Origin of the sequence: Paucibacter sp. B51 (assembly GCF_027863535.1) — a bacterium.
In the GTDB taxonomy this organism is placed as follows: Bacteria; Pseudomonadota; Gammaproteobacteria; order Burkholderiales; family Burkholderiaceae_C; genus Paucibacter_A; species Paucibacter_A aquatilis.
The window spans coordinates 3112349-3125502 of sequence record NZ_JAPIVN010000001.1 but is presented as its reverse complement, the minus strand read 5'-3'; the positions used below and the strand labels follow the sequence as shown (position 1 = coordinate 3125502).

General features: G+C 61.7%; 12 protein-coding genes, 1 tRNA gene and 1 pseudogene. 9 read left to right on the top strand and 5 right to left on the bottom strand.

Going from position 1 to position 13154, the window contains the following annotated elements; translation table 11 throughout:
- Positions 1–58 precede the first annotated feature (58 nt).
- The 6 genes from OOB33_RS13440 to OOB33_RS13415 all read left to right on the top strand — a co-directional run bounded on the left by OOB33_RS13440 (position 59) and on the right by OOB33_RS13415 (position 5748).
- A complete protein-coding gene (locus OOB33_RS13440; protein WP_442953011.1) occupies positions 59–1087 on the top strand; it encodes a sulfate ABC transporter substrate-binding protein in 1029 nt (342 codons plus the stop codon).
- A gap of 69 nt (positions 1088–1156) precedes the next feature.
- Positions 1157–2062, top strand: coding sequence for a sulfate ABC transporter permease subunit CysT (cysT, locus tag OOB33_RS13435; RefSeq protein WP_271009047.1), 906 nt, complete (start codon positions 1157–1159; stop codon positions 2060–2062).
- Positions 2062–2958 (top strand): sulfate ABC transporter permease subunit CysW, encoded by an 897-nt coding sequence (gene cysW / locus OOB33_RS13430; RefSeq protein ID WP_171828275.1) that lies wholly within the window; start codon positions 2062–2064, stop codon positions 2956–2958. The genes cysT and cysW overlap by 1 nt, the downstream gene beginning before the upstream one ends.
- On the top strand, positions 2955–4052 hold the full coding sequence (locus tag OOB33_RS13425) for a sulfate/molybdate ABC transporter ATP-binding protein (protein ID WP_271009046.1): 1098 nt from the start codon (positions 2955–2957) through the stop codon (positions 4050–4052). The genes cysW and OOB33_RS13425 overlap by 4 nt, the downstream gene beginning before the upstream one ends.
- Positions 4053–4055: 3 nt before the next feature.
- The gene (locus tag OOB33_RS13420) at positions 4056–5009 is read left to right on the top strand and encodes a CysB family HTH-type transcriptional regulator (RefSeq protein ID WP_271009045.1); all 954 of its coding nucleotides are present in this window, start codon (positions 4056–4058) and stop codon (positions 5007–5009) included.
- A gap of 469 nt (positions 5010–5478) precedes the next feature.
- Positions 5479–5748, top strand: a complete 270-nt coding sequence (locus OOB33_RS13415; RefSeq protein WP_271009044.1) for a hypothetical protein — start codon at positions 5479–5481, stop codon at positions 5746–5748.
- A gap of 220 nt (positions 5749–5968) precedes the next feature.
- On the opposite strand, the gene OOB33_RS13410 is transcribed toward OOB33_RS13415, so the two are convergent.
- From OOB33_RS13410 to OOB33_RS13390, 5 genes are all read right to left on the bottom strand, one after another.
- Positions 5969–6283: a hypothetical protein gene (locus tag OOB33_RS13410; RefSeq protein ID WP_271009043.1), complete on the bottom strand. Its 315-nt coding sequence runs from the start codon at positions 6281–6283 to the stop codon at positions 5969–5971.
- 466 nt (positions 6284–6749) lie between these two features.
- Positions 6750–6837: transfer RNA gene (locus OOB33_RS13405), tRNA-Ser, on the bottom strand.
- Between the two features lie 81 nt (positions 6838–6918).
- Positions 6919–8214 carry a serine--tRNA ligase gene (serS, locus tag OOB33_RS13400; RefSeq protein ID WP_271009042.1) on the bottom strand — a complete coding sequence of 432 codons (1296 nt, stop codon included), beginning with the start codon at positions 8212–8214 and terminating at the stop codon, positions 6919–6921.
- A gap of 88 nt (positions 8215–8302) precedes the next feature.
- Positions 8303–9280 (bottom strand): 4-hydroxy-3-methylbut-2-enyl diphosphate reductase, encoded by a 978-nt coding sequence (gene ispH, locus OOB33_RS13395; RefSeq protein ID WP_271009041.1) that lies wholly within the window; start codon positions 9278–9280, stop codon positions 8303–8305.
- A 1-nt stretch (position 9281) separates the two neighbouring features.
- The gene (locus tag OOB33_RS13390) at positions 9282–9725 is read right to left on the bottom strand and encodes an FKBP-type peptidyl-prolyl cis-trans isomerase (RefSeq protein ID WP_102769970.1); all 444 of its coding nucleotides are present in this window, start codon (positions 9723–9725) and stop codon (positions 9282–9284) included.
- A gap of 128 nt (positions 9726–9853) precedes the next feature.
- Here OOB33_RS13390 and radC point away from each other — a divergent pair.
- The 3 genes and pseudogenes from radC to OOB33_RS13375 form a co-directional block, all read left to right on the top strand.
- A pseudogene (gene radC / locus OOB33_RS13385) lies at positions 9854–10315 on the top strand (RadC family protein); the annotation flags it as partial.
- Positions 10316–10915: 600 nt separating this feature from the next.
- Complete coding sequence (locus OOB33_RS13380) at positions 10916–11356, top strand: TIR domain-containing protein (protein ID WP_271009040.1); 441 nt, start codon at positions 10916–10918, stop codon at positions 11354–11356.
- Positions 11357–11822: 466 nt separating this feature from the next.
- Complete coding sequence (locus OOB33_RS13375; protein ID WP_271009039.1) at positions 11823–12905, top strand: nucleoside 2-deoxyribosyltransferase; 1083 nt, start codon at positions 11823–11825, stop codon at positions 12903–12905.
- Positions 12906–13154: the final 249 nt, after the last annotated feature.

The following is a 13154-nucleotide window of genomic DNA, read 5'->3' as shown; positions in this document are numbered from 1 at the left end:
GGCAGGCACAGTGCGAGCCTGACTCTCCAACCGGGCATGCCCTGCCCCGCCTGACATCATGGAAAAGACCTCCCGCCGCACCGTCGCCTTGGCCGCCACTGCCCTGCTGGCCTGGAGCCTGATGCCTGCAAGCGCCCTGGCGCAAAGCCCGGCCGACACCCTGCTCAATGTCTCTTACGACGTGAGCCGCGAGCTGTACAAAGAGATCAACCCGGCCTTCATCAAGCAGCACCAAGCCAAGACGGGCAAGGCCTTGACGATCAACCAATCGCACGGCGGCTCCAGCAAACAGATCGGTTCCGTGATCGGCGGCCTGGAGGCCGATGTGGTGACCATGAACCAGGCGACCGATGTGGACGTGCTGGCCGACAAGGGCTTCACGCCCGCGGAATGGCGCAGCCGTTTCCCCAACAATGCCGCGCCCTACAGCTCCACCATCCTGTTCCTGGTGCGCAAGGGCAACCCCAAGGGCATCAAGGACTGGAACGATCTGGCCCGTGCCGGCGTGCAAGTCATCATTCCCAACCCCAAGGTGACGGGCAATGGCCGCTACAGCTATCTGGCTGCCTGGGGCAGCGTGCTGGCCAAGGGCGGCAATGACGCTCAGGCCAAGGAGCTGGTCAGCAAGATCTTCGCCAACGTGCCGGTGCTGGACGGCGGTGGCCGCGGCGCCACCACCACTTTCACCCAGCGCGGCATCGGCGATGTGCTGCTGACCTTTGAATCGGAAGCCGAGCTGATCGAGAACGAGTTCGGCAAGGGCTTGTTCGAGGTGGTCAACCCCAGCGTGTCCATCGAAGCGGATGCACCCGTGGCCATCAACGACAAGGTGGTCGCCAAAAAGGGCACCGCCGCCACCGCCAAGGCCTATCTGGACTTCCTCTACACCCCGGAAGCCCAGGCCATCATCGCCCGCCACAACTTCCGCCCGCGTGATGCGGCCGTGTTCAAGCGCGAAGAGAAGCGCTTCGCGCCGATCAAGCTGTTCAGCGTCGACCAGCTGCTGGGCGGCTGGGCCAAGGTCAGCAAGACCCATTTCGCCGATGGGGGCCAGTACGACCAGATCGTGGCCGGCATCAAGCGCTGAGCCCGAGTTGCAAGCTGACCCAGCCCCGCTGACCACCCATCTGCACGCGCTCTACACCGCCGCCTTGCCATGACCAGCCATGTGATCCCCTCGCCCGCCGCAGCGCCACACGCGCTGCCAGCGGCGGATGCCGGCCCGCGCCGGGCCAAACGCCGGGTGCTGCCCGGCTTCGGCCCGAGCATGGGCTTCACCTTGTTCTACCTCTCGCTGATCGTGCTGATCCCGCTGTCGGCGGTGTTCATCAAATCGGCCGGCCATGGCTTTGAGGCCTTCTGGGCCGCGGCCAGCTCGCCGCGGGTGGTGGCGTCCTACAAGCTGAGCTTTGGCCTCTCGCTGCTGGCCGCCAGCATCAACCTGGTCTTTGGCCTGATCCTGGCCTGGAGCCTGGTGCGCTACGAGTTCTTCGGCAAGAAGGTGGTCGATGCCTTGATCGATCTGCCATTTGCCCTGCCCACCGCCGTGGCCGGCATAGCGCTGACCGCGCTGTACGCAGGCAATGGCTGGCTGGGTTCGCTGCTGGCCCCCTGGGGCATCAAGGTGGCGTTCACGCCGCTGGGCATTCTGGTGGCGCTGATCTTCATCGGTCTGCCTTTCATCGTGCGCACGGTGCAACCGGTGCTGGAAGACATGGAAACCGAGCTGGAGGAAGCCGCGGCCGCACTGGGCGCCCACCGCTGGCAGACCTTCCGCCTGGTGGTCTTGCCGACGCTGACGCCGGCCCTGCTGACCGGCTTTGCCCTGGCCTTCGCCCGCGCCGTCGGTGAATACGGCTCGGTGATTTTCATCGCCGGCAACCTGCCCATGGTCAGCGAAATCACCCCGCTGATGATCATCTCCAAGCTGGAGCAGTACGACTATGTCGGCGCCACCTCGATCGCTGCGGTGATGCTGGTGTTCAGCTTCGTGCTGCTGCTGGCGATCAATGGCCTGCAAGCCTGGAGCTCGCGCCGCAACGGTCTGGAAGGACGCAAATAATGGCCGGCATCGTTTCAAGTCTGGGCGTGCCGCAGAGCGGCAGCGCCGGACGCTACGAGCGCAACCCCGCCACGCGCGAGGCGCCCTGGGTGCGCATCACCCTGCTGACCCTGGGCCTGGCCTTCTTCGGCCTGTTCCTGATCATGCCCCTGGTGGCGGTCTTCCACGAAGCGCTGCGCAAGGGCTGGGAGGTCTACATCGCCTCCCTGGTCGAGGCCGATGCGGTCTCGGCAGTCAAGCTGACCCTGATCGCCGCTGCCATTTCGGTGCCGCTGAACCTGGTCTTCGGGGTCAGCGCGGCCTGGGCCATCGCCAAGCATGATTTCCGCGGCAAGCAGCTCCTGATCACCTTCATCGACCTGCCCTTCTCGGTCTCGCCTGTGGTGGCGGGCCTGGTCTATGTGCTGCTCTTCGGTGCCCAGGGCTGGTTCGGCCCCTGGCTGCAAGCGCATGATTTGAAGATCATCTTTGCCGTGCCCGGCATCGTGCTGGCCACCATCTTCGTGACCTTCCCCTTTGTGGCACGCGAGCTGATCCCGCTGATGCAGGCCCAAGGCCGCGATGAGGAAGAAGCGGCCACGGTGCTGGGCGCCTCGGGCTGGCAGACCTTCTGGCGCGTCACCCTGCCCAATGTGAAGTGGGGCCTGCTTTACGGCGTGATCCTGTGCAATGCGCGGGCCATGGGTGAGTTCGGCGCGGTCTCGGTGGTCTCGGGCCACATCCGCGGCTACACCAACACCCTGCCCCTACACGTGGAAATTCTCTACAACGAGTACCAGTTCGCGGCCGCCTTTGCTGTGGCCTCCCTGCTGGCCCTGCTGGCCCTGGTCACTCTGGTTCTCAAGCAATTCGTCGAGTGGAATGCCCACCGATCCCTCAAGGAAGCATCGACATGAGCATCCAAGTCCGCAACATCCACAAGTCCTTCGGCGCCTTCACCGCCCTGGGTGACGTCAGCCTCGACTTCCCCACCGGCGAGCTGGTGGCCCTGCTGGGCCCCTCGGGCTGCGGCAAGACCACGCTGCTGCGCATCATCGCCGGCCTGGAAACGGCCGATCGGGGTCAGGTCTTGCTGGACGGCGAAGACGCCTCCGACACCCATGTGCGCGAGCGCCAGGTCGGTTTTGTGTTCCAGCACTACGCCCTGTTCCGCCACATGACGGTGTTCGAGAACGTGGCCTTCGGCCTGCGCGTCAAGCCGCGCAAGGAGCGCCCCAGCGAGGCCGTCATCAAGAAGAAAGTGCATGAGCTGCTCAATCTCGTGCAGCTGGACTGGCTGGCCGATCGCTTCCCGCCCCAACTCAGCGGCGGCCAGCGCCAGCGCATCGCCCTGGCCCGCGCCCTGGCCGTGGAGCCGCGCGTGCTGCTGCTGGACGAGCCTTTCGGCGCCCTCGACGCCAAGGTGCGCAAGGAACTGCGCCGCTGGCTGCGCCGCCTGCACGACGAACTGCACATCACCAGCGTCTTCGTCACCCACGACCAGGAAGAAGCCCTGGAAGTGGCCGACCGTGTGGTGCTGATGGACCACGGCCGCGTCGAGCAGATCGGCACGCCGCAAGAGGTCTACGAGAAGCCGGCCACGCCCTTTGTCTACGGCTTCCTCGGCGCAGTCAACCGCTTCGAAGGCCATGCCGAGAACGGCGTGGTCCACATCGGCGAGCACCAGCTGCAGCATGGTGCCACCTTCAACACCACGGGCCCGGTGCAGGCCTATGCCCGCCCGCATGAGCTGCAAATCCTGACCGCGGCCGACGCACAAGGCCTGGCCGCCACGGTGGAGCGCGTGCTGAGCTTCGGCGCCAGTGCCCGCGTCGAGCTGCTCGGTCCCAAGGGCCAGCACCTCGAGGCCGAGCTGAGCCGCGAACGCGCCGAGGCCCTGAGCCTGTACAGCGGTCAGCGTGTGCACCTGGCCGCCAGCCGCCTGAGCCTGTTCGAAGCGGGCCAGAACACCGAAACCCCGCGTGCAGCCAGCACCGCCAAGGCAGCCTGAGGCATGAACTTCCAGCAACTGCGCTCCATCCGCGAGGCCCAGCGCCGCGGCTTCAACCTGACCGAAGTGGCCCATGCCCTGCACACCTCGCAGCCCGGCGTGAGCCGGCAGATCCGCGAGCTGGAGGATGAGCTCGGTATCGAGATCTTCATGCGCGCCGGCAAGCGCCTGACCGGCCTGACCGAGCCGGGCCGCCACGTGCTGCCCATCATCGAGCGCATGCTGCACGAGGCCGACAATCTGCGCCGCGCCGGCGATGACTTCGCCCGCGCCGGCACCGGCACGCTGCGCATTGCGGCGACCCACAGCCAGGCGCGCTATGCCCTGCCGCCGGTGGTGCGCGACTTCCGGGCCGCCCACCCCGATGTCAGCCTGCACCTGCATCAGGGCTCGCCGCAGCAGGTGGCACGCCTGCTGCTCGATGGCGAGGCCGATGTCGGCATTGCCACCGAGGCCCTGGCCCAGTTCGATGAGCTGATCGCACTGCCCTGCTACCGCTGGACCCACTCGGTGGTCGTTCCGCCCGACCATGCGCTGGCGAAAGAAGCCGCCGAGGGTCAGGTCTTGACCCTGGAGCGCCTGTCCCAGTTCCCCATCATCACCTACGAGCTCGGCTACACCGGCCGCTCGCACATCGACGATGCCTTCCGCACGGCCGGCCTGGATCTCAACGTCGTGCTGGCCGCCATGGACGCCGACGTGATCAAGACCTATGTGGAACTGGGCTTGGGCGTGGGCATCGTGGCCTCCATCGCCTATGACGAAGATCGCGACCAGCACCTGGCCGCCATCGACGCCCGACACCTGTTCGCCGACAACATGACCCGGCTCGCCGTGCGCCGCGGCGCTTACCTGCGCGACTACGTCTACGCCTTCATGTCGACCTTTGCCGCACCGCTGACGCGAGAAGCCGTTGAAGCCGCCGCCCATGAATCGGCCAGCCAGGCAGGACTCTGAAACCCCAGGCTTTCGTTCATTCTTGCGAAAAACGGCAATAGAAAGCCGGAATCCTTCGAAGCCAAGAACCCAAACTGGTCTTATAGTGGCATTCATGGAGTTTGAGTGCCCTCCGGCAGATCTGACGCCCCAAAGGCGCTGAATCGGCCCCTCAAATCAGTTTTGTCTCCTCGATCGGATGCCCGATCGATTGGTTTACCGCCCTCGGCGATTGAACCGGCCCCTGCAGGCTTTCATGCCTGCCGGGGCATTTTTTTGCCCGCTCACCGGAGCAGTGCCGCTCAGGTGCCCACTCTTTCCGGTGAGATTCACGCCGCCTGCGCATCCCGCGCCCACAGCTCCGACAATCCAAACCGGGAGCAGCAGTCAAGCCACCCCTCACCCCCCATTGGAGGGCACCCCTTGGCGGGGGTATCTGGCCAATCTGCATCGGAGGACAGTTGCATCCATCGACAGGAGCCCTTCAGCCATGCAGTCCACACACCGCCCTCACAGCCACGTCTTGCGTCTCGACACCCCGGCTTCGCTGCGCGCGGCGAACCGCAAGCCTGCCGCTCAAGCTACCCGCCCTGCACGTCGCCGCAGCCTGCAAGCCCTTCGTCAAAGCCCGCAAGCCCGCACGCTGCCGCCGGCACCGTTGCGGGCTGCGACCGCGGTGCCCCTTCAGGACGATGAATCTTGCGACTGGGAAAGCTGGCTGTACGCCGGTGGCGACTTGCTGATGGGCTTGCCGGACTGAGCGGGCACCTCAGGTCCTCAGAAGAAGGCAGCACCGGTACCCGCAGGTCAAACCAATGAGCCCGAAGAGATCGCGCCTATGCCCGGCGATGAACCGCATGCAAGTTTGGGTGGCTCAGATCAAGTTCATGCCTGTGGCCCATTCCGCCAATTGAAGCCTCAAGCATGAAGCTTGCTTGAATGATCGATTGACTTCTGGACAGATCGATTGAGATGAGAGCTCACTGCTGCATCGGATAGCCGCGGGTCTCCATGCAGCGTTTGGCAACTTCATCCGAAGATTCGGAAACCGCGCCACTCGGATGTCCAGGCGTGTTTGCTGCACTGCCCGAAGAGCCGCCCTTACTTTTTGGATCTGGTAAGAGCAAGCTATCGATCATTGCGTAGCGGCGGCACTCAAGCCAGTCACTTTCGTATTGAGACCCTTGCCTGACTTGGCCACTGACCGACGGCGAATGCGAACGCGGACCGCTCGCGCAACCCAGCAGAAAACCCGGTGCAATGCACACGGCCAGAGCAGTTGCAACTGCTTTCATTTATCACTCCCTCGTTACTACTCCGGTCTACGCCGGGTTCGCGAGTATATGGAGCACAAGTTGCAGCTTTCCTCTCAAATCGCAAGAAGTACGTCTTTCGAAACGAAAAACAAGCATCAGACGCAATATGTCTCAAATTGCCATCTCAGCCTTTCGGGGGGCTTGCCGATGCCATGCTCCCGCATAGCGCACACCCTTGTCGCCCCGTTCGAATTTGACTGAACTTGTTCACCGCTGGCAAAAACACCCAAGCAAGCCAAACATGCCAAACGGCTCAACCGAAAGTGACAGCTCAGGCGCCCATGTACTTTCAATCGAAAATTAGGGCCACCGATGAGCGATCGCGCAAAAACGCTGGTCGGCGCCTACACAAGAAATCTGTGCCAGAGAAAATGTCGAAGGACAAGCCGAAAAAACAAAACGGGCCTCAAGGGCCCGTTTTGCAGTGCTTGCCGAGCAAGCTGTTTGGAGGAGAGGGGGGGATTCGAACCCCCGAGACGTTTCCGTCCGCCTGATTTCGAGTCAGGTACATTCAACCACTCTGCCACCTCTCCGGTATTCTGGTGCTCGCGTTGGTTGCTGCGAGTAAGCCCGCTAGTATAGCGAGCTTTTCTCAGTTTGCCAGCACTTTTCGCTCAGGCCCGCAAAATTTCTGCGCCACGCAGGTAGGGGCGCAGGGCTTCGGGCACGGTGATGCTGCCGTCGGCGTTCTGGTAGTTCTCCAGAACCGCGACCAGGGTGCGGCCCACGGCCAGGCCGGAGCCGTTCAGGGTGTGAACGAGATCGTTCTTGCCCTGCTCGTTCTTGAAACGCGCTTGCATGCGGCGGGCCTGGAAGGCACCCATATTCGAGCAGGAGCTGATCTCGCGGTAAGTGTTCTGCGCCGGCACCCACACTTCCAGGTCATAGGTCTTGATTGCACCAAAGCCCATATCGCCGGTGCACAGCAGCACCGTGCGGTAGGGCAGGCCCAGCTTCTGCAGGATGGCCTCAGCGTGCAGCGTCATCTCTTCCAGCGCGGCCATGCTGCGCTCGGGGTGCTCGATGCGCACCATCTCGACCTTGTCGAATTGATGCTGGCGGATCAGGCCGCGCGTGTCACGGCCGGCACTGCCGGCTTCCGAGCGGAAGCACGGGCTGTGGGCGGTCAGCTTGATCGGCAGGGCCGAGGCGTCCAGCACCTGCTCGCGCACGGTGTTGGTCAGCGAGATTTCCGAAGTGGAAATCAGGTACTGCTCTTGCGCCTGGTCATCGCCGCCGCGCAGCACCCAGAACATGTCTTCCTTGAACTTGGGCAGCTGGCCCGTGCCTTCCAGCACCTCTCGGTTGACGATGTAGGGCGTGTAGCACTCGGTGTAGCCATGCTCCTCGGTCTGCACGTCCAGCATGAACTGGGCCAGCGCACGGTGCAAGCGAGCCGCAGGGCCCTTCAGGAAAGAGAAGCGCGAGCCGCTGAGCTTGGCGCCGGTTTCAAAGTCCAGGCCCAAGGGTGCGCCGAGGTCCACATGGTCACGCACCTCGAAATCGAAGCTACGCGGCGTGCCCCAGCGGCGCACTTCCACATTGCCGCTTTCGTCGCTGCCCACAGGCACGCTCTCGTCGGGCAAATTGGGCACGCTCATCAGCATGGTGCTGAGCTCGGCCTGGATCGCTTCCAGGCGTTCCGCCGCGGCCTTGAGCTCATCGCCGATGCCTCCCACTTCGGCCATCACGGCCGAGGCATCCTCGCCCTTGCCCTTCAGCATGCCGATCTGCTTGGACAGGCTGTTACGTCGGCTTTGCAGTTCCTCGGTGCGCATCTGCACGCCCTTGCGCTCGGTCTCGAGCGCGGCGTAACGGGCTTCGTCCAAGAAGGCTTGGGGGTTCTTGCGGGTGTTCAGGCGGGCCACCACGGCGGCCAGGTCCTTGCGCAACAGATTGATGTCTAGCATTTGAAGAGGTGTCCTTGGAATTCAGTCGATTCTATGAAAGCAAAACGGCGCCAAGAGCAGGCGCCGCCGGCAGGCCTGAGCGCCGGCTTCAGGATCGAGAGTTGCTCACCTCGGCCATGGACTTGTCGCCCAGGCCCATGGGCAGAGGGAAGCGCACATGCTCTTCCACGCCCGGCAGGCTGCGCACCGTGGTGGCGCCGAGTTCGCGCAGGCGGTTGATGACAGCCTGCACCAGCACATCGGGGGCCGAGGCGCCAGCGGTCAGGCCGACCCGGGCGCGGCCATCGAGCCACTCGGGTTGCAGATCTTCGGCCGCATCGACCATATAACCCGGCGTGCCAAGGCGCTGGGCCAGCTCACGCAGGCGGTTGCTGTTGGAACTGGTCGGGCTGCCCACGACGATGACCACGTCCACCTGGGGCGCCAGCACCTTGACGGCATCCTGGCGGTTTTGCGTGGCGTAGCAGATGTCCTGCTTCTTGGGCTCGCGCACCTGGGGGAAATGCGTCTTCACGGCGGCCAGAATCTCGGCGGCATCGTCAACACTCAGCGTGGTCTGCGTGACCACCGCGAGCTTGGACGGATCCTTGACTCGCACATGCGGCACATCGCTGGCCTCTTCGACCAGGTAGATGCCTTCGCTGAGCTGGCCCATGGTGCCCTCGACCTCGGGGTGTCCCTTGTGGCCGATCATGATGAATTCATAACCTTCGCGGTGCAGCTTGGCCACTTCGACATGGACCTTGGTCACCAGCGGGCAGGTCGCATCGAAGACCTGGAAACCGCGCTGTGCCGCCTCCTGGCGCACCGCCTGGCTCACGCCGTGGGCGCTGAACACAAGCGTGGCGCCGGGGGGCACCTCGGCCAGATCCTCGATGAAGATGGCGCCACGCGCCTTCAGATCGTTGACCACATAGGTGTTGTGCACGATCTCATGGCGCACATAAATGGGCGCGCCAAACTTGAGCAGCGCGCGCTCGACGATCTCAATCGCCCGGTCCACGCCGGCGCAAAAGCCGCGCGGCTCGGCCAGCAACACTTCCTGGGGCTGGATGGAATTCGGCATCTCAGAGCACCCCGATCACTTGCACTTCAAAGCTCACCGGCTGACCGGCCAGCGGATGGTTGAAATCGAACAAGGCGCTGTCCTCGCCGATCTCGCGGATCAAGCCGGCGTAGCTGGCCTGGCCGTCGGGCGTAGGGAACTGCACCACATCGCCGACGTGGTATTCCTCGTCCGGGTCGCCCAGCTGGCGCAAGAGGCTGAGCTTCACGCGTTGCATCATCTCGGCATTGCGCTCGCCAAAGGCCTCGCCGGCCGCCAGCTCGAACTGGGTGCGTGTGCCTTCGGCCAGGCCGATCAGGCGCGCCTCGATGGCGGGCGACAGCTCGCCCGTGCCCAGGGACAGGGTGGCCGGCTTGTCATCGAAGGTGTTGATGACGTCCGTGCCGTCTGGCCCGGAGAGGCGGTAGTGCAGCGTCAGGAAAGAACCGGCTTGGATAAGATTCATGGGAGCGCAAGGTCGAAGTTGCCCGGATTTTAGGGCCTGAGCCCATCTCTCCCGGCCACCGACGACAGAAAGCCCTGCCCGGCCCCCTGCGGCCCTGCACCACTGCCTGCTGCCCTGCGGAGAAGCCCATGCCGCTGCACGACCTGCCGCCCGAAGCCCGCCCGCGAGAAAAGCTGCTGGCGCGCGGCCCCGAGGCCTTGGCCGATGCGGAGCTGCTGGCACTGCTGCTGCGCACCGGCATCCAGGGCACACCGGTCTTGCAACTGGCGCAGCAGTTGCTTGATCAGTTCGGGGGCTGGCACGGCCTGCTCCACGCCCGGGTGGCCGATCTGAAAGGTGTCAAAGGCCTCGGCCCGGCCAAGCAGGCCGAGATCGCGGCCGTGCTCGAAATCGCGCGGCGCTCGCTGCACAGCGAGCTGGCGCAGCGGCCGGTGTTCGACGCGCCCGAGGCCGTGCGGCGCTACCTCAGCCTGCAGCTCGGCGGGCTGGGCCATGAGGTTTTTGCCGTGCTCTTCCTCGACGCCCAGCACCGCCTGATAGCACTGGAAGAGATGTTCCGCGGCACGCTGACGCAAACCAGCGTCTCACCCACGAGTTGCGCACCATGGACTTGCACCCTGCTATAGAAGTCCATGGACATGCATGAGGGCAAGAAGGCTGATGTCCAACTTGCTCTACTTGAACACGATCCTTCCAATCGCGGCGGGTCAATTCAAGATGGGAAGGCTGGACTCATATGGGCAGGCATCCCAACGATCAAGGCGGCGTGAGCGTCTAATCCGACCATATCGAAGCCCAGTGCCGTTGGACGCGTATGAAACTGCTTTCGCCTAGGCAATCAAAACGCTCTACAAACAAGTCTGTTAGTGTTTTCCGGCGAGGGACGTGGAATACCTGGCAAGCGATTGAACTCGCAACGTCGGACTGGGTGACAAGGCGCATCCATCACCTGCTGAGGGAGACCCCGGGCTATGACCCGCCCACCAAGTTCGAAGTCATTTACCATGGCCAGAGCGTTGACGAGCTCGAGACCGTCTGGCATCCGCCCCAGTCGGGTTGATTCTGAGCTGGCCGTATGTGGCCATCGTCATCTACGTACTTGCACGGTGTATCTCGGACCAGTGAGTCAGCAGCCGGCCGCGGAAATATCGGGCCTAAAGATCAACTCAAATCGCAAGAAGGGATGAGTAGTGAGCACTCGTCAGATTCACGTCTTTATCAGCCATGCGTGGGCCTACTCGGACCACTACGACACGCTTGCAAAATGGATATTTGGCGAAAGCTGGTCAGCAGGTTCAGCCTCATTGGATTTCCGGGATTTCTCTATCCCAAGAGGGCATCCAATTCACAATGTAACTAGCACGCAGATGTTGCAAAATGCCATCTTCAATCAGATTGCCAGATCGCACGTTGTTGTTATTCCTAGCGGCATGTACAGCAACTACAGTAAATGGATTCAAAAGGAAATTGATGGAGCAAAGGGTTACAGCAAACCAATTCTTGCAGTCAATCCTTGGGGGCAACAAAAAAAATCGGGAGTCGTCCTCAACAATGCTGATGATGGCGTGGGTTGGAACAAGCAATCCGTCATCAATGCAATCTGGCAGCTGTACTATGCAAAGAACAAATAGAGCTCCAGGTCGTTGAAAGCTGCAACTTCAGCAGTATTGATTGGCAAAGGGGCACATGCCTCATTTAATATCTTGCGCTTGACATTAGGAGTACCAGTGCACTCTCTATGCCCTGAGCACGTCGGTGTTGCGATATCCACTACACCTAAATGGCCGACCGCATCGACATAAAAATACTTCGCGCGTCAAAGGACGACAGCAACAGCGGTGGGCGCTCTCGGAGGTGAACATCGAAAGACCTGATTAGCAAGGTGTCTCAGCAAACCCTAGAAATCGAGCGCCGTTCGGGCGGCTGAAGTTGGCGTTTTCATGGAGAGCCCTTTGGCGAAAACGAAATCCCAGCAGGTCAAACTCTCTCGAAGCTGAGTTTCATTGCTAATCAGGTCGAAAGATTCACGGCGAGTCAGAGCTTTGATTTGAATCGGACCGCAACCCACTTCGGACGTTTCCGCGAGGAGGATCACTCATGAAGGCATTTGTCCTGATGCCATTTGCCCCAGACTTTGATGACATTTTCTCTTTCGTCATTCGAGCGCCGCTTGAATCCGAGGGATTCACAGTTGAAAGGGCAGATGAGCCGAATAGCGCTCGAAACATAATGCACGACGTTGTGCAAGGTATTTTGGCTGCAGATCTCGTAGTTGCAGACCTGACGGGCGCCAACCCGAACGTTTTCTACGAACTCGGGATAGCTCATGCCCTCGGAAGGAGCACTGTCTTGCTATCGCAGGATCTGGACGATGTTCCATTCGATTTGCGCGCTTATCGTGTTGTGACATACAGCACGCATTTCGCCCGTGTTGCAGAGGCTACAGAAACTCTGCGCAAGATCGCGCAAGGCGCGAAGAATGGGTCGATTCACTTCGGAAGTCCCGTGTCTGACTTTGCGTCAACCCGCCCACAAGGAGTGGTAATCAGTTCGCCAAATCCAGCAACTGAACCTTCGGAAATCGAGGCCGTGAAGCCAAGTGAATCCGGGGAGGTTGGCTTGCTCGATTGCATCATCGATGTTCAGGAGGGCATGGGCGCAATCAATGCAGTAGTGACGCAAATGGGCCAGCGTTTTGAAGGGCTCAATCCGCACATAGACACCGCAAGAATTGAGTTGGAAGGTTTTGCCAAACAACAGCCCGTGCATGTGCGTGCCGGAGTTAGGAAATTAGCCTTCGCTTTGGATGAATACACCAGATGGCTAAAGCCCGCCAACGCTGAGTACCGACTAGGATTAACGCGACTTGCGGCTGGCCTAGACAACTTGTTCGCCATCGATTTGGCTGGGTTTGATATCCAAAGCACCGACTTGGCTCATTTGCATGATGTGTTTGACTCACTTGGAAGCTCAGTCCAAGCTGCAATAAATATGTCAGATGTACTCATCAGCGTTATCGAAAGCCTGCCACGCGTTGAGAAGGAGTTCAATCGCGCCAAAAGAGTCTTCATTGATGAGATGCTCGTCACCAAAGACAGTCTTCAGCAAACGTTCTCGGTACTCCGGCGAGCCCAAGACGGAGCTAAACGCCTCCAAGACTCAGTCAAATGTGTCACGTGAACCATTCTGGATCGGCATACGGGAGTTTGTGGACCTGCAGCCTCGGCTCATAACGAAGCGCACACAACATCTACCGCGCGTGAGGAAAGGTGTATCGGCTGCATAGCTTGAGGCCTACTTGGTGATGATCGTAGTTGCCAGCTTTGCGAGAAAGCTAGGCCGCGCGGCCTACCGGAGACAAAATCAGCTCCATCATCACATTTGAGGCCGTTGTCTCGCACGACTGGTGAACACCCCGATCCCGCGATC

Bases quoted from the DNA above. Each gene is read 5' to 3' on its own strand.
- OOB33_RS13440 (WP_442953011.1), top strand. From the start codon at position 59: ATGGAAAAGACCTCCCGCCGCACCGTCGCCTTGGCCGCCACTGCCCTG.
- cysT (WP_271009047.1), top strand. From the start codon at position 1,157: ATGACCAGCCATGTGATCCCCTCGCCCGCCGCAGCGCCACACGCGCTG.
- cysW (WP_171828275.1), top strand. From the start codon at position 2,062: ATGGCCGGCATCGTTTCAAGTCTGGGCGTGCCGCAGAGCGGCAGCGCC.
- OOB33_RS13425 (WP_271009046.1), top strand. From the start codon at position 2,955: ATGAGCATCCAAGTCCGCAACATCCACAAGTCCTTCGGCGCCTTCACC.
- OOB33_RS13420 (WP_271009045.1), top strand. From the start codon at position 4,056: ATGAACTTCCAGCAACTGCGCTCCATCCGCGAGGCCCAGCGCCGCGGC.
- OOB33_RS13415 (WP_271009044.1), top strand. From the start codon at position 5,479: ATGCAGTCCACACACCGCCCTCACAGCCACGTCTTGCGTCTCGACACC.
- OOB33_RS13410 (WP_271009043.1), bottom strand. From the start codon at position 6,283: ATGAAAGCAGTTGCAACTGCTCTGGCCGTGTGCATTGCACCGGGTTTT.
- serS (WP_271009042.1), bottom strand. From the start codon at position 8,214: ATGCTAGACATCAATCTGTTGCGCAAGGACCTGGCCGCCGTGGTGGCC.
- ispH (WP_271009041.1), bottom strand. From the start codon at position 9,280: ATGCCGAATTCCATCCAGCCCCAGGAAGTGTTGCTGGCCGAGCCGCGC.
- OOB33_RS13390 (WP_102769970.1), bottom strand. From the start codon at position 9,725: ATGAATCTTATCCAAGCCGGTTCTTTCCTGACGCTGCACTACCGCCTC.
- OOB33_RS13375 (WP_271009039.1), top strand. From the start codon at position 11,823: ATGAAGGCATTTGTCCTGATGCCATTTGCCCCAGACTTTGATGACATT.